This window comes from Streptomyces sp. NPDC028635 (assembly GCF_040637635.1).
Taxonomy (GTDB): domain Bacteria; phylum Actinomycetota; class Actinomycetes; order Streptomycetales; family Streptomycetaceae; genus Streptomyces.
Genome location: NZ_JBEZWX010000034.1, coordinates 54410 through 74208, shown reverse-complemented (window position 1 = coordinate 74208; position 19799 = coordinate 54410). Strand labels below are relative to the sequence as shown.

The window sequence follows — 19799 nt, the reverse complement described above, 5'->3', positions numbered from 1 at the left end:
CGGTTACATTCCGAACCCGGAAGCTAAGCCTTACAGCGCCGATGGTACTGCAGGGGGGACCCTGTGGGAGAGTAGGACGCCGCCGAACAATTATTGAGGGAAACCCCCGCATCTACGGATGCGGGGGTTTTCTGCGTTTAGAAAGTCAGTTCTTCCGTGGTCGTCGTGCCGCCCTTGCGGCCGGGGGCCTCGTGCCATTTCCAGTACAGGTTGGTGTGCGCGATGACCTGTTCCGGAGCCGGCGCCCCGTACTCGGTGAGGTCTTCCGTGGTGTGGGCGTCGGCGACCAGGGTCGCGTCGTAGCCGCGGACGATCGCGCCGTGCAGGGTCGAGCGGATACAGGCGTCCGTCTGGGCGCCCGTGACCACCAGTCGGCCCACCTTGTGCTCCGCCAGTACGGCTTCCAGGTCCGTCTCCTCGAAGGAGTCGCCGTATTTCTTGTGGACGAGCGGCTCGTCGTGGCGGCGGACCAGCTCGGGGACGTACTCCCAGCTTTTGCTGCCGTACTCCAGGTCGTCGTCGGAGTGCTGCACCCAGATGACCGGTACGGCGGCCGCGCGGGCCTTGTCGGTGACGGTGCGGATGTTCGCCACGACGGCGTCCCGGTTGGGGGCCTGGTCCACCACCCCGTTCTGGACGTCGATGATGAGCAGTGCGGTGTTGGGTCTGTCGGGCAGTGTCGTCATGAGGCAGCACAGTAGGTGCCCTCACTGACAACCGCGGCCGAATATGAGGTGTGCGGCCCGCGCAAGATGGCTACGGTGACCGCATGGATTCCCTGACCAGCGATGACGTCGCCATCCGCCCCATACGTGCCGAGGAATGGCAGGCCGTGAAAGAGCTGCGGCTGGCCGCCCTGCGGGACCCGCTCGCGCATCTCGCCTTCCTCGACACCTACGAGGAGGCCGTGGAGCGGTCCGACGGCTTCTGGCAGGATCGGGCGGCCGGCGGAGGCGCGGAAGACAGCGGGGTGCGCCAGTTCATCGCCGAGGAGAGCGACGGACAGTGGGTCGGGACCGTGACCGTACTGGTCGAGGAGGCCGGGACGACGGACTGGGCCGGGTTTCCCGTCGAGCGGCGGCAGGGGCATGTCGTCGGCGTGTACGTGCGGCCCGAGCACCGTGGGTCCGGGCTGACGAAGGCGCTGTTCGACGCCGCGCTGGAGTGGGCCTGGGGTGTCGGTGTGGAGCGGGTGCGGCTCATCGTGCACGAGGGCAACAAGCGGGCCCAGGGCTTCTACCGCAAGGCCGGGTTCGTGCCGACCGGGGTGACCGTGCCCGTGGCTCAGGCGCCCGGGGAGAAGGAGCTCGAGTTCGTGCTGGAGAAGGGCTGACCTTCGCTGACCTTCTCCTCAGACCGGCAGTTCGTCGTGCGGCCAGCGGGAGCGGGCCTGTTCACGGGAGCGGAGCAGGGCCAGGGTCGGCAGGCCCTGATCGGTGCCGCGGGCCAGCAGCCGGGGGAGCTGGGGAAGCGGGGCCACGGCGGCGATGTCGTCCAGGACGAGCGTGAATGGTGGGTCGAGCCGACCGGAGGATGACCGTTCGGCCATGCGCCGGCCGCGCTCGACCACGCTCGAGACGAGGGCCGTCAGGAAGGGCATCGCCCCTGGGTCGGTCCTGGGGTCCTCGAGGGATTCGCCCACGACATAAAGACTGCCCCCTTCGTCGACGAAGGAATCCAAGGCGAGTGCATCACTTCGGTTGGGTGTGCAGGCCTCGCGGATGTTGACCGTGGACAGGGCGGACAGGGCGCGTGCGAGGAGCTCCTGGGCCATGTCGCGGCGGTCGGGGTGGGCGGTGAGCGCGGCTTCCAGCTCGCCCGCGGAGCCGGCGGCGGCCTTCGGGTTCGTCCGCAGGATGCGGACGGCGTCCTGGATCTGGGTGCCCTGCGACCAGCGGTGGACGTGGCGGAGGGTGCGGCCGTCGACGGCGGCGGCGTGCAGGTAGCTGCGCAGCAGGGTTTCGGCGGTCTCGCTGACCGCCTGGTCCAGGCGGGAGGCGGGGCGGACAGGGGCGAGGAGGGCCGCGGCTCTCTCCTTCGCCGTGTGCTTGTCCTCGCAGCCGGCGGTGGGGGACCAGTGGAGCCGGGACGGGGTGTCGCAGAGGTGCGCCGGGTCGTAGAGGTGGGTGGGACCCAGCTTGGCCCGGGCGTCCTTGGTGTCCTGCCACACGACCGGGTTCGAGGTGACGACCAGGAGGGGCCCCTCGGCGTCCCGCACGGCCTGCACGGCGGTGAGCCGGCGGGCTTCCCGGGGGGCGTAGTGGACCGGGCCCTCGGGAGCCTCCCAGCCGGTCACGGGTGTGCCGGTGGCCGGCGAGCTGCCGGGTTCGGGCCGCACCTCCGCGGGCCGCACCTCCACGGACCGCACCTCCGCAGGCCGCACTTCCACGGGCGGCACCGCTTCCGGCTGTTCCGGTTCCGCGCGGGGGGCCGGCACCTCCCGTACGTCCGGTGGCGTCGGTGTCGTACTGCCGGCCGCTGCTTTCGCCGCCGTCCGGCGTTCGGCCCGTCCGGCGCGCCAGCGGGCCACTGTGCCCATGACGAAGACCGTCAGCACGAAGAGCACCATCAGCTGGCCGATGAACAGGCCCCAGAACAGGCCGTAGCCGGAGAGTTCGCCGGCCGGGGTGTCCGGCCAGGCGCCGGGGACGTCGTGGGGCTGCCCGATCAGATGGCGCATGGCGAGCGGCGTGCGGGTGAAGGTCACCGCCGTCGGCCAGGAGCCGTGGGTGAAGAGGCCGGCCAGTCCGGTCGCCGTCCAGACCAGCAGGGTCATGCCGAGCAGGAACGCGAGTATGCCGACGAGGAGGCCGTCGGGGATGCCGCCCTGGTTGTCCCGGCGGCCGTCGCGCTCGTCACCCGGTCTCATGGCTGCCCGTCCTTCTCTGCTAGGCCACCGTCGACTCGGACGAGCCGTCCACGTCGGCCAGGTGCTCCTCCATGAACGCCGCCGCCCGTTCCTCGGCCTCCAGCTCGGCGGCGCGCAGGGCGTCGTGGTCGAGGGAGGACTCGGTCATCGCGCGGTCGGTGAAGACCAGGGGGCGTTCCGCCTCGGTGATCAGGTGTTTGACCACCTGGACGTTGCCGTTGACGTCCCAGACCGCGATGCCGGGGGTGAGCGTCGGGATGATCTCCACCGCCCAGCGGGGCAGGCCGAGGACGCGGCCGGTGGCGCGTGCCTCGTCGGCCTTCTGGGCGTAGATCGTGCGGGTCGAGGCCATCTTCAGGATCGCCGCCGCCTCCTTCGCGGCCGCGCCGTCGACGACGTCGGACAGGTGGTGGACGACCGCGACGAAGGACAGGCCGAGGCGGCGGCCGAACTTCAGCAGGCGCTGGAACAGCTGGGCCACGAAGGGGCTGTTGATGATGTGCCAGGCCTCTTCGACGAGGAAGATGCGCTTCTTGCGGTCGGGGCGGATCCAGGTGTGTTCCAGCCACACGCCGACGATCGCCATGAGGATGGGCATGGCGATGGAGTTGCGGTCGATGTGGGAGAGGTCGAAGACGATCAGCGGGGCGTCGAGGTCGATGCCGACCGTGGTCGGGCCGTCGAACATGCCGCGCAGGTCACCGTCGACCAGACGGTCCAGCACCAGGGCGACGTCCAGACCCCACGCCCGGACGTCGTCTATGGCGACGTTCATCGCCTCGGCGGACTCCGGCTCGGGGTGGCGCAGCTGCTCGACGATGTCGGACAGCACGGGCTGGCGGTCCACGATCGTCTCGTTGACGTAGGAGTGGGCGACCTTCAGGGCGAAGCCGGAGCGTTCGTCGAGGCCGTGGCCCATCGCCACCTCGATGATCGTGCGCAGCAGGGCCAGCTGGCCCGTGGTGGTGATCGCCGGGTCCAGCGGGTTGAGGCGGATGCCGTGGTCCAGGGCGGCCGTCGGGTCGAGCCGGATGGGCGTTATCCCCAGCTGCTGCGCGATCAGGTTCCATTCGCCGACGCCGTCCTCGCCCTGGGCGTCCAGGACGACGACCTGCCGGTCGCGGAAGCGCAGCTGGCGCAGGACGTAGGTCTTCTCCAGCGCGGACTTGCCGTTGCCGGACTCGCCGAGGACGAGCCAGTGCGGCGCCGGGAGCTGCTGGCCGTACAGCTGGAACGGGTCGTAGATGTAGCCCTTTCCGGAGTAGACCTCGCGGCCGATGATGACGCCGGAGTCGCCGAGGCCGGGTGCGGCGGTCGGCAGGTAGACCGCCTGGGCCTGGCCCGTGGAGGTGCGCACGGGCAGCCGGGTCGTCTCGACCTTCCCGAACAGGAAGGACGTGAAGGCGTCGGTGAGGACGGACAGCGGATCCCGCATCGGCGAATCAGCCCCTACCTTCGGATGCCGGTGGCGAACGGAAGTGTGTTCACGAAGGCGCGGTGGTGCTCGCGGTCGCACCACTCCAGCTTCAGATACGACTTTCCTGCCGAGGCCCTTATGGTGCGCTTGTCGCGGGCGAGTGCCTCCGGGGAGCGGGACGACACGGTGATGTAGCCGACCAGGTTCACTCCGGCGGCGCCGCTGGCGAGGTCCTCGCCGCGCTGGTCGAGGCGGTTGTGGGCGGCGATGTCCCGCGGGTCGACGGTGCGGTTCATCTTGGCGGCTCGGGAGGCCTCGGCGACGTCGTTGGTCTTCTCGGTCAGCATGCGCTCGATGGCGACCTCGGTGGGTTCGAGGTCCATGGTGACGGCGACGGTCCGGATGACGTCGGGGGTGTGGACGAGCAGCGGCGCGAGGAAGTTCACGCCGACCGGGGTCATCGGCCACTCCTTGACCCAGGCGGTGGCGTGGCACCAGGGCGCGCGGGTGGAGGACTCGCGGGTCTTGGCCTGGAGGAAGGTGGGCTCGCGGGCGTCCAGCTCGGCGGGCCAGGCGTTGCGCTTGGTCATCGCCTGGATGTGGTCGATCGGGTGGTCCGGGTCGTACATGGAGTGGATGAGGGAGGCGAGCCGGCCCTGGCCGAGGGGCTGGCGGACCCGGATGTCCGCCTCCTGCAGGCGCGAGCAGATGTCGGTCAGCTCACGGGCCATGACGACGGCGAGGCCGGCGTCGCGGTCGACCTTGCCGCCGTGCGCGCGGGCGGCGCGGGCCATGGCGTTGGCCTCGGCGGCCAGGTCGCGGGTGTAGTGCATGCAGGCGACGAGGTAGGCGCGGTGCTGCTCGCTGGAGGTGGACACCATCGACTGGAGCTGGTCGTAGGACTGCCGCAGCCATCGGGGCGCCTTGTCGTCGCCGCGCACGGCGACGTCCTTGGCGTGGGCGTCGGGGTCGGCGGGCAGGGTGCGGGCGAGCATCTGCAGGCGGGTGACGAAGCCGTCGCCGTTGGCGACGTGCTTGAGCAGCGTGCCGAAGCGGTCGACGAGGGCTTCCTGGTCCTCGCTGTCGCGCAGGCCGACGCCGGGGCCCTCGATCTCGATGGCCGCGGTGACGGTCCGGCGGTCGGCGTGCAGGAGGACGGCGATCTCGTCGGGGCCGAAGGGGGCGGCCAGCCAGTTGATACGGCCGATGCCGGGCGGCGGGCCGATCTCGATCTCCTTGCCGTCGAGCCGGGTGCCGGCCTCGACGGCGCCGGAGCGGTAGGTGGCGCCCTGCTTCAGGGTGCGCTTGTAGCTGCGGTTGATCTCGAACCACTTGTAGAACGTGCGGCGCTTGTACGGCACGTAGACCGCGGCCAGCGCGAGCAGCGGGAAGCCCATCAGCAGCACGATGCGCAGGGACAGGACGGGGACGAGGAGCCCGCACATCATGCCGAGGAACGCGCCGACGATGATCAGCGCGAGCTCGCCGGGTTCGCGGTTGCGTCCGACGATGGCGTTCGGCCGGGCACGGCCGATCAGATATGTACGGCGGGGCGTGACCGGATGGGACACGTGGGACTCGGTCGTCAACGCCCTTCACCTCCCGTGCGGTTGGTACTGCTGTTGCGGGTGTTGCTGGCGTGCGGGGTGTTGACGGGGCTGCTCGCGCGGGGCGGGGGAGCGGCGGAGGGGACAGTTCCGCCGCCACCACCGGTCGAGGTACGCGCGCTGTGCGCGGCGACGCCGCCGGAGGCGGGGTTGGCCTGGCGGGGGGTGCTGGACGCGGACCCGCCCGCCTGGCCGCCGTTGCTGTCGGCGCGGGTGCTGTGGGTCTTGATGCCCTGGGCGACGAGGCTGGCCGGGGAGCTGAGGACGGCTGCGGCCTTGCCTTCGGCGCCCTGCATGAGGCGGTTGTTGCGGGAGTTGACGATCTCGTCGCCGAAGCCGGGGACGAAGCGGTAGATCATCGCCGAGGCGAAGATGGCGAGCAGGATGATCGCGAGGCCGGAGACGACGGCGGAGAAGGCGTCGGGGCCGTCGCCGGAGGACAGGGCGCTGGCCAGTCCGAGCACGATCACGATGACCGGCTTCACGAGAATGACCGCGATCATGATGCCCGCCCAGCGGCGGACGTGGCCCCACATGTTCTTGTCGACCAGGCCCGAGTAGACGACGGTGCCGAGCAGGGCGCCGACGTAGAGCAGGGCGGCGCGGATGACGAGTTCCAGCCACAGGACGCCGGCGGCGAGGATGCTGACGAGGGAGACGACGATCAGCATGATGGGGCCGCCGCCGATGTCGTCGCCCTTCTTCAGGGCGGCGGAGAAGGTGCCGAAGAACGTGTCGGCCTGGTTGCCGGTGGTCCGGGCCAGTACGTCGCTGACGCCGTCGGCGGCGGAGACGACGGTGTAGAGGATCAGCGGGGTGAACGCGGAGGCGAGCACGGTGAGCCAGAGGAAGCCGACGGCTTCGGAGATGGCGGTGCTCAGCGGTACGCCGCGGACGGCTCGCTTGGCCACGGCCAGCAGCCACAGCAGGAGCGTGAGGATCGTCGACGCGGCGAAGACGACGGCGTACTGCTGGAGGAACTTCTGGTTGGTGAAGTCGACGTTGGCCGTCTCCTTCACGGCCGCGCTGAGCTTGTCGACGGTCCAGGACGCGGCGTCGGCACAGCCCTTGGCGAGGGAGGAGAGGGGATCGAGGGCGGCGGTGGGGTCGGGGGAGACGGAGCGGCTGTCTTTTCCGCCGGTGCCTTTCTCGCAGTACTTCTTGGCAGGACCGGCGATGAGCGCACAGGGATCAGCGCTCTTGGTGGGAGCCGGCGATGGGTCCGCGAACGCGTGCGTGGCGAACAGCACCACGGTGGTCTGGGCGGCGGCCACAAGACCGGTGAGCTTGAGCAGGCGGTGCCGGCTACCGGGCATAGGTGAACCCTCCGAACTCTTGGACCGCCTTGCCGATCTCGTCGGCCCCGGACACCGGGTTGTCGCCGGTAACAGGGGTGGGACCGGTCTTCTGACTGGTTTCCAGGACCTTCCAGTCACCGTTCCAACGCATCTTCATCGTCACGGTGAACCATCCGCTCGTCACAGGATTGGTCGAGCTGTCTCCCGCGAGTCCGAAAAGGCCGTTGCACCAGACGTCCACGGTGGCCGCGCTGTCGCTGTACGACGTGACCTTGGTGCCCGCAGGCATCGTGCGGTTGACGAACGTGCTGCCCGCCGGGGCGGTGCCGTCCGCATTGAGCCCGATCTTCTTCATGAAGTCCGCCGAGTAGTCGGCATCGAACCCCGACTGCAGCCGGTTCGCCGCGCTCGGGTCAGCGAGGGTCTGCACGATCTCGTGACGTCGGGCCGTGTCGAACATGCCGTCTGAGCCAAGGGCGGCCGCATAGTTCGCGGCAGCGGACTGCACCCCCTGCTGGTCGTGGGCGAAGCCCGAGGGGATGCCGGAGGTGTTCGTGCGGACCGGTCGCGTGCCCGTGGCCGCCGTGGGGGCCGCCTTCGGCTTGTTGCCCGCCGCTCTGTCGGACGACGTCCCGTCACCGCCGCGGTTGGCGAAGGCGATGGCCGCGATGAGGAGGACCACCACCGCGACCACCGTGACCATGCTCCGTGAGGAGGAGCGGCGGCCGGGGCGGCGCGCGCCGCCGTAGGGGTCGCCGGAGCGCTCCGGCAGCCGTGTGCGCGTCTGGCCGCTGCCGCCGTAGCCGCCGTCGACAGCGTCCTGCTCGTCCCCGAGACTCATGCCGCGTACGCCCCCTCGACGTCGTTCAAGAACACCTCGTACCGGAACGCGTAGGAGTACGACGGTAGCCGTGCTGGTTCCCGCGCGGGCGCGGTGTGGTGACTCGACATCAGGGAAACGCAACCTCAGCCGGTGGGCACGACAGGTGAGTGGGACGGGAGGGGAGGGCGGGGGACGCGTCTGCTACACGGCCATGCCGTACACGATCGTGAACAGCGTGCCGAGGGAGCCGATGATGAACACCCCGGTGAGGCCGGCGATGATGAGCCCCTTGCCCTGTTCGGCGCTGAAGGTGTCCCGCAGGGCGGTGGCGCCGATACGCTGCTTGGCCGCCCCCCAGACGGCGATGCCGAGGCAGAGCAGGATGGCGACGGCCATCACCACCTCGATCATCACCTTGGCTTCGTTGCCCAGGCTGCCGAACGGGCCCCAGTCCGGAGCGATACCGCCGATGATGGTGTTGATGTCTCCCTTGTCGGCCGCAAAGAGCATGTAAGTCACCGCCCCTGTTGGGTAGTTCCGCAGTCCCCCTGCGGTGTGCAGAGGTCAGGCCTCATTCTCGCCGACGATGCCGCTGTCGTATGTCGACTTGGCGTCATTCGTTGGCGGGTTTCGTACGAACACCATGCGAAGAGTCGTATGGTCACTCTGTGTATCACGGCAGGTCACGCCGGGCAATGAGGCCGGTGCGGAACCAGGCGTGTGGTTCCGTCGTTGTGCCCTCTTGTGACGTGGGCCGTTTCTGACGGCTGGTCGGGTGAGCGGTCGTGTCGCCGCTGTGGGGGTGAAGGCTATCCCCGGCCGGTGGGCGGGGGCGTGGCGGGCCCTTGTGCGGAGGGCGCGGTGACGCAGGGTCAGGGCCGGCGCGGGGTGAGGCCGTGCAGGAGGTGGTGGACGTGCTCGTCCAGGCCGTCGAGGGCCTCCTGGGCGGGGAGCGCGCAGCCGGCGACGAGGGCGGCGAGGCCGTGCAGGCTCGCGGCCATGACCATCGTGATGCGCTCGGGGTCGCCCGCGACGAGTTCGCCGCGCTGCTGCGCGTCGGCGACCAGGTGGGTGAGGGAGCCGAAGGAGCGCTCGACGGCGTCGGCGAGCTGGGCGTCCGGGTCGTGTTTGCGCGCGAACATCAGCTCGAGCAGCTCGGGGTTGTCGATGGCGAACCCGAGGTAGGCGCGGGCGAGTGAGGCGAGGCGCTGCGGCAGGGGCAGTTCGGGGGCGTCGGCGCTGTGCAGGGCCTGGATGAGGCGTTCGTAGCCGGTGAGGGCGAGCGCGTCGAGCAGGGCCTGCTTGTCCTTGAAGTGCCGGCCCGGGGCGGCGTGGCTGACGCCGATGTCGCGGGCGAGTTCCCGCAGGGAGAGGGTGCCGGCGCCTTTGTCGCGGAGGGTGCGTTCGGCGCTCTTGAGGAGGGCGGCGCGCAGGTCTCCGTGGTGGTAGGGGCGGCTTGCGGGCATGTGGGCCATCGTATCCCGATGTTGCCGGTGTCAGCATCGGGCGCCGGGGCCGGGGTCGATGGCTGTGCCGGTGCGGGTGCCGGTGCGGGGGCCCGTGCCGTGGCCGATAGCTGTGCCGCTGACGATGACGTGTCGTGGCGCCTTGTTGTCATTGACAGCATTGTTGGCGTTGCCTACATTGAATCCATGGCTGACAGGCAGAGCAAGTGGAACGTGTCCGCGATGCCGGACCTGAGCGGGCGTACGGCCGTCGTGACCGGCGCCAACAGCGGCATCGGCCTCGTGACCGCCGGTGCGCTCGCCGGGGCCGGGGCGCACGTCGTCCTCGCGGTACGGGACGAGGGGCGAGGCCGGGCCGCGGCCGCGACCCTGCGCGGCAGCACCGAGGTGCGCCGGCTGGACCTGGCGGACCTGGCCTCGGTGAAGGAGTTCGCGGCCGGCTGGGAGGGGCCGCTGGACCTGCTGGTCAACAACGCGGGCGTGATGATGGTGCCGCGGGGCCGGACGAAGGACGGCTTCGAGACCCAGTTCGGCACGAACCACCTGGGCCACTTCGCGCTGACCAACCTGCTGCTGCCCCACCTCGCCGACCGTGTGGTGACGGTGTCCTCCGGCGCGCACCGCTGGCCCGGGGCGGCGATCCACTTCGACGACCTGAACCTGGAGCGGCGCTACAACCCGCAGCGCGCCTACTCCCAGTCCAAGCTCGCCAACCTGCTCTTCACGCTCGAGCTCCAGCGCCGTCTGACCGCGGCAGGCTCCCCGGTGCGCGCCCTCGCGGCCCACCCAGGCTGGGCGGCGACCAACCTGCAGAGTCACGCCGCGAGCCCCGTGACGCGGGCGCTCATGCAGGCCGGCAACCGTCTCTTCGCCCAGGACGACAGGGCCGGCGCCCTGCCGACGCTCTACGCGGCGGTGGCGGACCTCCCCGGCGCGAGCTACGTCGGCCCCGACGGCCTCGGTGAGCTGCGCGGCGCCCCGGCCCTGGTGGGCCGCTCACCGGCGGCGAGCGATGCGGAGGCGGCACGGCGGCTGTGGACGGTGTCGGAGGAGCTGACGGGGGTGGCGTTCCCCGCCGCGGTCGCCGGGGACGCCTGAGCCGCTTTTCACCGGGGTGGCTCCGTTCGGGTGTCGCGCCACGGCCCGGCGTCGTAGCGTGGGGCTGCCGCGCCGGGCGGGCGCCGGAGGTGTACGGGGCCGCCCGCGGGGCAAGCGGTGCGGTGTCGGTGCGGTGAAGGACGGAGGCAGCCCTGTCATGGCCGTTGTCGTGGTCGGATTCGTGCGCGGTGTCCAGGTCGGTTCGCCCGAAGCGCCGCGGTTTCCGCGACGCGCCCGGCCGCCGATGCAGCGCGTCTGACGATTTTCTCACCTTCGTCCGTCACAGTGGTCGCCGATGAAGCGCTCCTCACGCTCCGTGGGCCCTCGCAGACGCGCGCTCTTCTGTGTGCTCGTGCTGCTGGCCGGTGCCTCGTGTTCCGGTGCTGCCGCGCGCGCCTGGCCCCGGCCGCTCGGCGTGACCGTGCGGGCCGCGCCCACTCCGCCGAGCGCCCGGATCGGGGCGCTCTTTCATGCGGGTACCACCGACTGGGCGGGTGAGCACTTCTGCACCGCCTCCGTGGTGCACAGCCCGCACCGCGACCTCATCGTGACCGCGGCGCACTGTCTGAGCGGCGACGGCAGCGAGGACGAGGACGATCTGGTGTTCGTGCCGGGCTACCGGTACGGCAAGGCGCCCTACGGGGCGTGGCCGGTGCAGCGGATGATGCTGCCGGACGGGTGGCAGGCGGAGCGCAGCGAGGACAGCGACGTGGCCTTCGCGGTGCTCGCGCCGCGCGGCGGCAAGGCCGTGGAGGACGTCGTCGGCGCGAACCGGTTCGTCACCGGTACGACGACCGGGGCGAGCACGGTGACGGTCACGGGGTACCCCGACGACCAGGAGGCGCCGGTGGTGTGCACCAACAAGCCGGTGCGGCACAGCTCCACGCAGCAGCGGATCAACTGCCCCGGGTTCAGCAGCGGCACGAGCGGCAGCCCGTGGCTCGACCGGCTCGGTCGGGTGGTGGGGGTGCTCGGCGGCCACGAGGACGGCGGCGACACGGACGACGTGTCCTACAGCGTGGTGCTGGGTGCGGAGGCGGCGGAGGCGTACCGGGACGCGGCGGGCGTCCCGTGAACCGCCCTGCCGTCCAGCGGCGCTGAGGGAGCGTCACCGATACATGCGCGCGAATGATCTTTGTGGCAGGGTCGGTCCGTGCACGCACTCAAGGCTCAGGATCCGGCGCACATAGGCGCGTACACGCTGCTCGCGCGGCTCGGTGCGGGTGGGATGGGGCAGGTCTACCTCGGGCGGTCGCCCGGTGGCCGGCTGGTGGCGATCAAGGTGATCCGCGACGAGATCACCGACCACCCGGAAGCCCTCGCCCGTTTCCGCCGCGAGGTGGAGACCGTCCGCGCCGTGCGCAGCGCGTACACGGCGAACCTGATCGACGCGTCACTGGACACGGCGCCGCTGTGGCTGGCGACGGGGTACGTCGCGGGGCCGACGCTGGCGCAGGCGGTGACCACGCACGGGCCCGTGCCGGCCGGGAGTGCCTCGCGGCTGCTCGCCGCGCTGGCCGAGGCCCTGGCGAGCGTGCACGCGTACGGGGTGACGCACCGCGACCTCAAGCCGCAGAACGTGATCCTCTCCGCGCAGGGCCCGCTGCTGATCGACTTCGGCATCGCGCGGGGCGCGGCCGACACGGCGCTCACCCAGACCGGCCTGACGCCCGGCACGCCCGGGTACACCGCGCCGGAGGTGCTGACGCACGACCGGGTCGGCGCGGAGGCGGACGTCTTCGCGCTCGGCGCCACGGTCGCCCACGCGGTGACCGGGCGGGCCCCTTTCGGGGGCGGAGCCGGACACGCCGTCTCCTACCGTGTCGTGCACGAGGACATCGACCTCGGCGGTGTGGAGCCGGCCCTGGCCGCGCTCATCGAGGAGTGCGTCGCCAAGGATCCGGCCCGGCGCCCCGGCCTGGACGAGGTCATCGCGCGCTGCGCGGTCGGCTCCGCGCTCACCGAGGACCCGTACTACGCGCGGCTCGCCGGGCAGGGTGAGGCGGTCCCGCGGGACCTCGCCGCCGCCGTGGCGGCCGGGCTGGTGCCGCCGGGGCACGGGGCGGCCCCGGTCGCGTCCCAGCCGACCGCGGGTCCGGGCTACACGCCGACCGCACTCCCCGCCTACGTCCCCACCCTCGGCCCCGCCGCCACCACGGCCGTGCCGCCGGGGCCGCGCCCCCGTCGGCGTACCGCTTGGATTGTCACCCTTGCCGTCGCCGTGGTGGTCGGGTCGGGGACCGCGGTGGCGCTGCGGACCCTGGGTGGGCGGGACGAGCAGCAGGCACAGGGGGCGGGCGGCGGCGGGTCCTCGCCGTCGGCGAGCCCCGTCGCGCAGACGAAGCCGCCCGCGTACATCGAGAACAACCGGGTCTCGCACGACTACTGGCATCTGTCCGACAAACCGGACGAGGCCGCGCACGGCATCGGCACGTGCGGGCTCATCGGCGCGGCCAGTCCGCCCTACATCCTCCAGACGGACGTGGACGACGCCGACGATCCGCAGTCCGCCACCGTCCGCAGGAAGGCGAAGATCTCCTTCCGTTTCAAGGAGACGAGCTGGCTCAGCACCCTGCCCGCCCCCTACTACGTCTCCGTCGGCGTGAAACCGCCCCACGAGATCGATTCCGAGACGGGCAAGCCGTTCGAGGGCCTGCTCATGGAGAGCAAGAACATCGGCTACACGAGCAAGCCGCTGGACATCTACCGGACCACCCGGGACGGCGACTTCATCGAGCTGACCTATCCCGACGACTTCCAGAGCCACTTCGAGGGCAAGGCCGAGAACGCCATCCCGGTCACGAACGACCCCGGTGACTGGACCGTGGTGCTGTATCACGTCAAAAGCGGCCCCACCGACTACGAGAGCTTCGGTTGCACCGGATTCCGGGTGGGAAGCTCCTAAACTGGCGCGGGCGGACTCCCGGTCGGTGAGGGGCGGTTGACGGTGCGTAAGGCGTGGCTCTGGGCGGGTGGCGCCGCCGCGGCAGGGGTGAGCTTCGTGCTGCTGCTCGTCGTCGGGGTGTACGTCGTCGCCGGCAACCTCATGAACGGCGTCGGCGGAGCCGGTCGGGCGTTGGCCAAGGGTGCGGTGCCCGCCGCCTACCAGGCCCTCGTGCAGAAGTGGGGCAACCTGTGCCCCGCCCTCAATCCGGCGCTGCTCGCCGCGCAGCTCTACCAGGAGAGCGGGTTCAACCCCGCCGCCAGGAGCCCGGCGAAGGCCCTGGGGATAGCGCAGTTCATCCCCGGCACCTGGGCGACGCACGGCATCGACGGCGACGGCGACGGCGACCGCGACATCTGGGACCCGAATGACGCGATTCCATCGGCCGCGTCGTACGACTGCGAACTCTCCAAGGACGTCAGGAGCGTCCCCGGCAACGCCACGCACAACATGCTCGCCGCCTACAACGCGGGCGCGTACGCGGTCATCAAGTACGGGGGTGTGCCGCCGTACAAGGAGACCCAGAACTACGTGAAGACGATCACCACGCTGGAGGACAGCTTCGCCGCGCCCGTCACCCGGATCGACCCCTCCAAACAGGCCGCCGGGGCCATCTACTTCGCGCAGAAGAAGCTCGGGACGCCCTATCTATGGGGTGGGGAGGGCACGCCTGAGCAGGGCGGACGGTTCGACTGTTCGGGGCTGACGCAGGCCGCCTACCAGAGCGTGGGCATCACGCTGCCGCGTGTCGCCAACGACCAGTACAACGCGGGGCCGCACCCCAAGCGGGACGAACTGCTGCCGGGAGACCTGGTGTTCTTCTCCCACGATCCGGCCGACTCGCGGGCCATCCACCACGTCGGCATCTACGTCGGCGGCGGGTACATGATCGACGCGCCGCGCACGGGGGCCGTCATCCGGTTCGACCCGATCGACACGGGTGACTACTTCGGGGCCACCCGGGTCACCGAAGATGGCGCGAAAGCGCTCCCCACCGCGGTGTGAACCCTGTGTGAACCCACCCCCTGAGCTGCGGCGACGTGTCTCTCTTCGATAACGTCTGCGTGATCATTCGGTGGAGGGTGGAACGTATCAACGGGGGCCGTGCGTTCCTGTTGACGTAGTCGAGCGCACGTCTGACGTAAGCGGGTCTACACACCACGGGGGTGGGCAGCAGCGGCGCACGCGAGGTGCGCCCGGGACAACGACGAAGGGGCCGCAGCACGATGGCTGGACTCGCCGAATCCGGGTCGAACCCCGACGTCGACCTCCTCTACGACATCAACGGCCTCGCCAAGGACGCCCCGCACTGGTTCGACCGGGCCATGGAGTTCGTCGGCGAGTACGGCCTGCTGCTCGCCATGGTCCTGCTGGTGCTGTGGTGCTGGTGGACCGTGCGGCGCCGGGGCGGGGAGGACGCCGCCTCCTCGGTGGCCGCTCTGGTGTGGGCGCCGCTCGCGGCCGGCATCGCCGTCCTCGTCAACGTCCCGATCCGCGGCTTCGTGCAGCGGCCGCGGCCCTTCAACGACCACCAGGGCCTGGACGTCCTCGTCTCCGGCAAGAACGACTTCTCCTTCGTCAGCGACCACGCCACGCTCACCATGGCCATGGGCGTCGCCCTGTTCGTCGCCAACCGCCGCTTCGGGCTCGTCGGGATCGGGCTCGCCCTCCTCGAGGGCTTCTGCCGCGTCTACATGGGCGTGCACTATCCGACCGACGTCATCGGCGGCTTCGCCCTCGGTACGGCCGTGGCGCTGCTGCTGTCGCCGCTCGCCACGGCGGCGCTGACACCGCTGGCGAAGGCCGTGGAGCGGTCGAGGGCCGGCCGGCTGATCCGCTCCCGGCGGCAGCAGGCCGACGCGCAGGAGGCGCTGATCCCGAACGCGCGGTCCGAGCACCCTGCCGGCAGCGAGGAACGGGACCTGGCGGCCTGAAGCCCCGCTACAGGGCCTGGGGGAAGGTGAAGAAGCGGTTCGGGTCGTAGGTCTTCTTCACCTGCGCCAGCCGGGCCCCCGCGTCGCCGTAGTAGGCGGTGCGCCAGTTCCTCAGCGTCGCATCCGTGTAGTTCTGGTACGCCGCCCCCGAGGCGTACGGCCGCATCGCGCCGTGGGCGGACGCCAGCCAGGACTGGGACGCCGTGCCGGGGGTGCCCGGGCGCCAGGCCGCGATGTACTGGGCCAGCATGCGCGAGCGGCGGTGCACGAAGGCCGTCGCCGTGGGGGAGACGCGGTTGACGGCCCCGCCGAGCGCGGTCAGCGCGAAGCTGCCGGTGCCGCCGCGGACCGACCTGATCTGGGCGAGCAGGGTCTGGATGCCGGCCGGTGACAGCGACCGGTCGAAGAAGTCCGAGCGGGCCGCGTACGTCTCGCGGTGCAGCAGGCCCTGCGGGGAGCGGCCCGGAGTCGCGCCCGGCAGATGGCACTGCGCGTCGGCGGAGAAGGCCGAGCAGCCGGCGTAGATCTCCATCGCCTCCTCGTAGGAGCGGCGGCGCAGGGAGACGCTGCGGGCGTTGGCCCCGGCGCTGTGCGCGAGACGGTCGACGGCGTTCTTCAGCTCGCCGTAGGTGCCCAGGGAGAAGGCGGAGACGGTGACGGTCGGGGTGCCGCCGGCGGTGTTCGCCAGATGCAGCGACGACCAGATCTCGTCGGGCTGGGAGGGGCCCCACTCCTGCCACGCCTTCACCACCGCGGCCGCCTTCGACCACGGCCAGCTCAGGTACGCGGTGACCGCCTGCGGGGCGGGGTGGGTGCGGAAGTGCAGCTCGGTGACGACACCGAAGTTGCCGTTGCCGGCGCCGCGCAGGGCCCAGAACAGGTCGGGGTGGTTCGAGGCGTCGGCGGTGAGCTGCCGGCCGTCGGCGGTGACGAGGGTGGCGGCGGTGAGGCTGTCGCAGGTCAGGCCGTAGGCGCGGGAGACCACGCCGTGGCCGCCGCCGAGCGTGAGGCCGGAGACGCCGACGGTGGGGCAGGAGCCGGCGGGTATCGTCGCGCCCTTCGCGGCCAGGGCGCGGTAGACGTCGATCAGCTTGGCGCCGGCGCCGACCACGGCCGTGGTGCCGGAGGCGCGGACCCGGTTGAGCTTGGAGACGTCGAGGATCAGGCGGTTGTCGCCCGAGGACCAGCCGGCGTAGGAGTGGCCGCCGTTGCGGATCGCGACGGTGAGGCGGTGGGCGCGGGCGTAGGCGAGCGCGGTGCGGATGTCGTCGGCGTGGGCCACGTAGGCGACGGCGGTGGGCTTCAGGGCGTCGAAGCGGGTGTTGTACAGCTGGCGGGCGGCCGCCCAGGCGGCGTCGCCGGGGCGGACCAGGGTGCCGTCGAGGTCCCGGGCGAGGGCGGCGAGGCCCGCGGGGGCGGAGGCGGAGGCGGCCTTCAGCGGCGGGGCGGAGGACTGGGCCGCCGCCCGCGCTCCGGTGCCGCCGGTGCAGGCGGCCGTGGTCACCGTGGTGACCGCGGCCGCGGTCCCGCCGAGGAAGGTGCGCCGGTCCATGTGTGGGTCTCCGTCCCGTGGGGTTCTGTGGGTGGGGACGGGGTGGAGGCGCGCCGGGTTCCCTCGTGTCCGTGCGGTCACGGCGCGTTCGCGTGGGTCTCCGCGTCGGTTCTGGCCTGGCTCCGTGCGCGGCGCGCCGGGCCCCGCCAGCCGCAGGTGCAGCGGGCCAGGCAGAAGCGGCCTTGTTCGACGGTGGTCGTGCGGTGTTCCTGGCGGGTTGCCGGAGAACCGTCCTGCTGGGTCACGTGTCCACCGTAGCGGGGCATGGTTAACGGGCCGTCAGCCGGTCACCGCCGCGGCCCCCCGGCCGTGACGGCGGCACCTACCCGTCGTTAACCGGAACGACAGGCGGCCCGTGACGGACGTACCGGCTGGGGGTAGGCAGGCGATGGCACAGCGGCGGCAGCGCTGGCGGCGTTCAGGCGGGGCACTCGCCACGGCCGGAGTCATGGTGTGCGTGTGCGCCGGTGCCGCCGGGTGCTCCGGCAGCGGGGCCGCGGCCGAGGACGCCCGCGGCGCGGACGACGCCGTCGGGCTGCTCAAAAACGCCCCGGACCGGCTGGAGGCCGCGGGGAGTTCGAAGGCGCGCACGGCGATGGAGATGGCGACCGGCGGCACCCGGGTGACGATCCGCGGGGAGGGCGTCTACGACTTCCGGCACCGGCTCGGGGAGTTGCGGGTGGTGCTGCCGCAGGACCCGGCGGGCAGCAGTGAGCACCGGCCCATCACGGAACTGCTCGCACCGGGCGCGCTGTTCATGAAGAACCGGGGCGCCGGGGTGCCCGCCGACAAGTGGGTGCGGGTGGAGAGCGCGTCGGTCTCCGACGGCAACCTCGTCACCGGCGGCGCGACCGACCCGTTCGCCGCCGCCGAGGTGCTGCGCGGCACGCGCACCGCGACCTACGTGGGGCGGACCGAGGTCGCGGGGACGCCGGTGCGGCACTACCGCGGCACCGCCGACCTCGCCGCGGCCGCGCGCGGCGCCGTGGTCCCCGCCGACCGGGACGCGCTGCGCGCCGCGGCGAAAGGGTTCGCCACCGCGCTGGTGCCGTTCGACGTCTACCTCGACGACGCCGGCCGCATCCGCAAGATCCGGCACCGGTTCAGCTTCGTCAACGGGCAGAAGAAGGACGCCGTGGCGGTCGCCTCGACGACGCTGCTGTACGACTTCGGCGCGCCCGTCGCCGTTCGGCTGCCGAGGAGTGCGGACATCTACGACGGCCGGATCGCCGAGCGGACGCCGGGCGGATCGCCGAGGGGATGAGGACTAGCCCTTCCGTGCCATGCGCGGGCTGTGGGCCGCTCCCTACTCTAGGAAGCCGGTGACGGCAGAGATGAGGTGAGGCTCGTGGCTCCGCTCGGCGGTACGGCGGTTCAGGACCATGTGGCGCTCGCCGAGATAGAGCTGTGCTGCGAGCTGATCATCGCCGCCTCGGCCGCCCGGGAGCGGCTCAGCATGGAGAGCATCGACGAGGTGCTGCGCGTGGCCGAGGAGCGGGACGCCCGCGAGGGCTGACCGGGCCGGCCGGCCCCTCCCGGACCCGGCGCCGCCTCAGGTGCGCAGCATGCGGGCGATGGCCTGCGTGGCCTCCTTCACCTTCGCCTCGATCTCGTCGCCGCCCTTGACGGCCGCGTCGGCGACGCAGTGCCGCAGGTGCTCCTCCAGCAGTTGCAGCGCGAAGGACTGCAGCGCCTTGGTGGAGGCCGACACCTGGGTGAGTATGTCGATGCAGTACACGTCCTCGTCGACCAGGCGCTGCAGGCCGCGGATCTGGCCCTCGATGCGGCGCAGGCGCTTGAGGTGCTCGGCCTTCTGGTGGTGGTAGCCGTGCACACCGCGATCGTGGTCGGTCACCACGTCGGGCGCCGCGCCCGCGTCTGTGGTCTGCGTCTCCGTCGCGGAGGGCGCACCCGCGCCGGCCTCGGTGGTCGTCATCGCGTCCTCCCAGTGTGCTGCCATGTGTGCCGACCCGTGTCCAGATTACGGCTATATACCCCTGGTGGGTATATGGTACCGAAGTTTGCCGGGTAGAAGGGGATGCGGCCGCCGAAGCCCCCGTGCCGATCAGTCTCCTTGATGGGCGACACTGGGGGGCGGCCCGTTAGCCGTGGCCGGATGATGCGCCTAGCATCAGCCTGACCGAAACCGATGCATCCCGAGGACCCCACGTGCGCTTTCGTCTGACCCCCAGGGAGACGAGCTTCTACGACATGTTCGCCGCGTCCGCGGACAACATCGTCACCGGCTCGAAACTCCTGATGGAACTGCTCGGGGCGGACGCTTCCGCCCGGGCCGAGATCGCAGAGCGTATGCGGGCCGCGGAACACGCGGGCGACGACGCCACGCACGCGATCTTCCACCAGCTGAACTCCTCGTTCATCACGCCGTTCGACCGCGAGGACATCTACTCCCTCGCCTCGTCCCTCGACGACATCATGGACTTCATGGAGGAGGCCGTCGACCTGGTCGTCCTCTACAACGTCGAGGAGCTCCCCAAGGGTGTCGAACAGCAGATCGAGGTGCTGGCGCGGGCGGCCGAGCTCACCGCCGAGGCCATGCCGAATCTGCGGACGATGCAGAACCTGACCGAGTACTGGATCGAGGTCAACCGCCTCGAGAACCAGGCCGACCAGATCCACCGCAAGCTGCTCGCCCACCTCTTCAACGGCAAGTACGACGCCATCGAGGTGCTCAAGCTCAAGCAGATCGTGGATGTCCTGGAAGAGGCGGCGGACGCGTTCGAGCACGTGGCGAACACGGTGGAGACCATCGCCGTCAAGGAGTCCTGAC

The 19799-nt window shown here is 71.2% G+C and carries 20 protein-coding genes and 1 rRNA gene; 10 read left to right on the top strand and 11 right to left on the bottom strand.

Going from position 1 to position 19799, the window contains the following annotated elements; all coding sequences use genetic code 11:
* Window positions 1–88, top strand: a 5S ribosomal RNA gene (gene rrf / locus AB0E88_RS28275); the annotation flags it as partial.
* 49 nt (window positions 89–137) lie between these two features.
* Here the strand turns inward: rrf and AB0E88_RS28270 are convergent.
* The gene (locus AB0E88_RS28270) at window positions 138–686 is read right to left on the bottom strand and encodes a cysteine hydrolase family protein (protein ID WP_361636168.1); all 549 of its coding nucleotides are present in this window, start codon (window positions 684–686) and stop codon (window positions 138–140) included.
* Between the two features lie 83 nt (window positions 687–769).
* Here AB0E88_RS28270 and AB0E88_RS28265 point away from each other — a divergent pair, with 83 nt between their 5' ends.
* Window positions 770–1333 (top strand): GNAT family N-acetyltransferase, encoded by a 564-nt coding sequence (locus AB0E88_RS28265; protein WP_361636165.1) that lies wholly within the window; start codon window positions 770–772, stop codon window positions 1331–1333.
* Between the two features lie 18 nt (window positions 1334–1351).
* On the opposite strand, the gene AB0E88_RS28260 is transcribed toward AB0E88_RS28265, so the two are convergent.
* The 7 genes from AB0E88_RS28260 to AB0E88_RS28230 form a co-directional block, all read right to left on the bottom strand.
* Window positions 1352–2869 (bottom strand): type VI secretion protein, encoded by a 1518-nt coding sequence (locus AB0E88_RS28260; RefSeq protein WP_361636162.1) that lies wholly within the window; start codon window positions 2867–2869, stop codon window positions 1352–1354.
* Window positions 2870–2888: 19 nt separating this feature from the next.
* A complete protein-coding gene (locus AB0E88_RS28255) occupies window positions 2889–4304 on the bottom strand; it encodes an ATP-binding protein (RefSeq protein WP_361636160.1) in 1416 nt (471 codons plus the stop codon).
* Window positions 4305–4318: 14 nt separating this feature from the next.
* Window positions 4319–5875, bottom strand: coding sequence for an SCO6880 family protein (locus AB0E88_RS28250; RefSeq protein WP_361636157.1), 1557 nt, complete (start codon window positions 5873–5875; stop codon window positions 4319–4321).
* Complete coding sequence (locus AB0E88_RS28245; protein WP_361636154.1) at window positions 5872–7209, bottom strand: hypothetical protein; 1338 nt, start codon at window positions 7207–7209, stop codon at window positions 5872–5874. Before AB0E88_RS28245 ends, AB0E88_RS28250 begins: the two co-directional genes overlap by 4 nt.
* Window positions 7199–8032: a hypothetical protein gene (locus tag AB0E88_RS28240; RefSeq protein WP_361636151.1), complete on the bottom strand. Its 834-nt coding sequence runs from the start codon at window positions 8030–8032 to the stop codon at window positions 7199–7201. The genes AB0E88_RS28245 and AB0E88_RS28240 overlap by 11 nt, the downstream gene beginning before the upstream one ends.
* A gap of 183 nt (window positions 8033–8215) precedes the next feature.
* Complete coding sequence (locus AB0E88_RS28235) at window positions 8216–8524, bottom strand: hypothetical protein (RefSeq protein ID WP_014673544.1); 309 nt, start codon at window positions 8522–8524, stop codon at window positions 8216–8218.
* 362 nt (window positions 8525–8886) lie between these two features.
* Complete coding sequence (locus AB0E88_RS28230; RefSeq protein WP_361636148.1) at window positions 8887–9489, bottom strand: TetR/AcrR family transcriptional regulator; 603 nt, start codon at window positions 9487–9489, stop codon at window positions 8887–8889.
* Between the two features lie 177 nt (window positions 9490–9666).
* On the opposite strand from AB0E88_RS28230, the gene AB0E88_RS28225 reads away from it, so the two are divergent.
* The 5 genes from AB0E88_RS28225 to AB0E88_RS28205 all read left to right on the top strand — a co-directional run bounded on the left by AB0E88_RS28225 (window position 9667) and on the right by AB0E88_RS28205 (window position 15456).
* Complete coding sequence (locus tag AB0E88_RS28225) at window positions 9667–10578, top strand: oxidoreductase (RefSeq protein ID WP_361636145.1); 912 nt, start codon at window positions 9667–9669, stop codon at window positions 10576–10578.
* 295 nt (window positions 10579–10873) lie between these two features.
* A complete protein-coding gene (locus AB0E88_RS28220) occupies window positions 10874–11653 on the top strand; it encodes a serine protease (RefSeq protein ID WP_361636143.1) in 780 nt (259 codons plus the stop codon).
* Window positions 11654–11731: 78 nt separating this feature from the next.
* Window positions 11732–13483 carry a serine/threonine-protein kinase gene (locus AB0E88_RS28215; RefSeq protein ID WP_361636140.1) on the top strand — a complete coding sequence of 584 codons (1752 nt, stop codon included), beginning with the start codon at window positions 11732–11734 and terminating at the stop codon, window positions 13481–13483.
* A 36-nt stretch (window positions 13484–13519) separates the two neighbouring features.
* Entirely contained in the window at window positions 13520–14527 is a 1008-nt protein-coding gene (locus AB0E88_RS28210; RefSeq protein WP_361636137.1) for an NlpC/P60 family protein, read from the top strand.
* A gap of 221 nt (window positions 14528–14748) precedes the next feature.
* A complete protein-coding gene (locus AB0E88_RS28205) occupies window positions 14749–15456 on the top strand; it encodes a phosphatase PAP2 family protein (protein ID WP_361636135.1) in 708 nt (235 codons plus the stop codon).
* Between the two features lie 7 nt (window positions 15457–15463).
* Here the strand turns inward: AB0E88_RS28205 and AB0E88_RS28200 are convergent, their stop codons facing one another.
* On the bottom strand, window positions 15464–17008 hold the full coding sequence (locus AB0E88_RS28200) for an FAD-binding oxidoreductase (RefSeq protein ID WP_361636133.1): 1545 nt from the start codon (window positions 17006–17008) through the stop codon (window positions 15464–15466).
* Between the two features lie 77 nt (window positions 17009–17085).
* Entirely contained in the window at window positions 17086–17253 is a 168-nt protein-coding gene (locus tag AB0E88_RS28195) for a hypothetical protein (RefSeq protein ID WP_361636130.1), read from the bottom strand.
* 143 nt (window positions 17254–17396) lie between these two features.
* Here AB0E88_RS28195 and AB0E88_RS28190 point away from each other — a divergent pair, with 143 nt between their 5' ends.
* Both AB0E88_RS28190 and AB0E88_RS28185 read left to right on the top strand, forming a co-directional pair.
* Window positions 17397–18272: a hypothetical protein gene (locus AB0E88_RS28190; RefSeq protein ID WP_361636127.1), complete on the top strand. Its 876-nt coding sequence runs from the start codon at window positions 17397–17399 to the stop codon at window positions 18270–18272.
* Window positions 18273–18356: 84 nt separating this feature from the next.
* Entirely contained in the window at window positions 18357–18524 is a 168-nt protein-coding gene (locus tag AB0E88_RS28185) for a hypothetical protein (protein ID WP_361636124.1), read from the top strand.
* Between the two features lie 36 nt (window positions 18525–18560).
* Here the strand turns inward: AB0E88_RS28185 and AB0E88_RS28180 are convergent, their stop codons facing one another.
* Window positions 18561–18944 (bottom strand): metal-sensitive transcriptional regulator, encoded by a 384-nt coding sequence (locus AB0E88_RS28180; RefSeq protein ID WP_361636176.1) that lies wholly within the window; start codon window positions 18942–18944, stop codon window positions 18561–18563.
* 233 nt (window positions 18945–19177) lie between these two features.
* On the opposite strand from AB0E88_RS28180, the gene AB0E88_RS28175 reads away from it, so the two are divergent.
* Window positions 19178–19798, top strand: coding sequence for a DUF47 family protein (locus tag AB0E88_RS28175; RefSeq protein WP_103782764.1), 621 nt, complete (start codon window positions 19178–19180; stop codon window positions 19796–19798).
* The last annotated feature ends 1 nt before the right edge of the window (window position 19799 follow it).

Bases quoted from the DNA above. Each gene is read 5' to 3' on its own strand.
- AB0E88_RS28270 (WP_361636168.1), bottom strand. From the start codon at position 686: ATGACGACACTGCCCGACAGACCCAACACCGCACTGCTCATCATCGAC.
- AB0E88_RS28265 (WP_361636165.1), top strand. From the start codon at position 770: ATGGATTCCCTGACCAGCGATGACGTCGCCATCCGCCCCATACGTGCC.
- AB0E88_RS28260 (WP_361636162.1), bottom strand. From the start codon at position 2,869: ATGAGACCGGGTGACGAGCGCGACGGCCGCCGGGACAACCAGGGCGGC.
- AB0E88_RS28255 (WP_361636160.1), bottom strand. From the start codon at position 4,304: ATGCGGGATCCGCTGTCCGTCCTCACCGACGCCTTCACGTCCTTCCTG.
- AB0E88_RS28245 (WP_361636154.1), bottom strand. From the start codon at position 7,209: ATGCCCGGTAGCCGGCACCGCCTGCTCAAGCTCACCGGTCTTGTGGCC.
- AB0E88_RS28240 (WP_361636151.1), bottom strand. From the start codon at position 8,032: ATGAGTCTCGGGGACGAGCAGGACGCTGTCGACGGCGGCTACGGCGGC.
- AB0E88_RS28235 (WP_014673544.1), bottom strand. From the start codon at position 8,524: ATGCTCTTTGCGGCCGACAAGGGAGACATCAACACCATCATCGGCGGT.
- AB0E88_RS28230 (WP_361636148.1), bottom strand. From the start codon at position 9,489: ATGGCCCACATGCCCGCAAGCCGCCCCTACCACCACGGAGACCTGCGC.
- AB0E88_RS28225 (WP_361636145.1), top strand. From the start codon at position 9,667: ATGGCTGACAGGCAGAGCAAGTGGAACGTGTCCGCGATGCCGGACCTG.
- AB0E88_RS28220 (WP_361636143.1), top strand. From the start codon at position 10,874: ATGAAGCGCTCCTCACGCTCCGTGGGCCCTCGCAGACGCGCGCTCTTC.
- AB0E88_RS28205 (WP_361636135.1), top strand. From the start codon at position 14,749: ATGGCTGGACTCGCCGAATCCGGGTCGAACCCCGACGTCGACCTCCTC.
- AB0E88_RS28200 (WP_361636133.1), bottom strand. From the start codon at position 17,008: ATGGACCGGCGCACCTTCCTCGGCGGGACCGCGGCCGCGGTCACCACG.
- AB0E88_RS28190 (WP_361636127.1), top strand. From the start codon at position 17,397: ATGGCACAGCGGCGGCAGCGCTGGCGGCGTTCAGGCGGGGCACTCGCC.
- AB0E88_RS28180 (WP_361636176.1), bottom strand. From the start codon at position 18,944: ATGACGACCACCGAGGCCGGCGCGGGTGCGCCCTCCGCGACGGAGACG.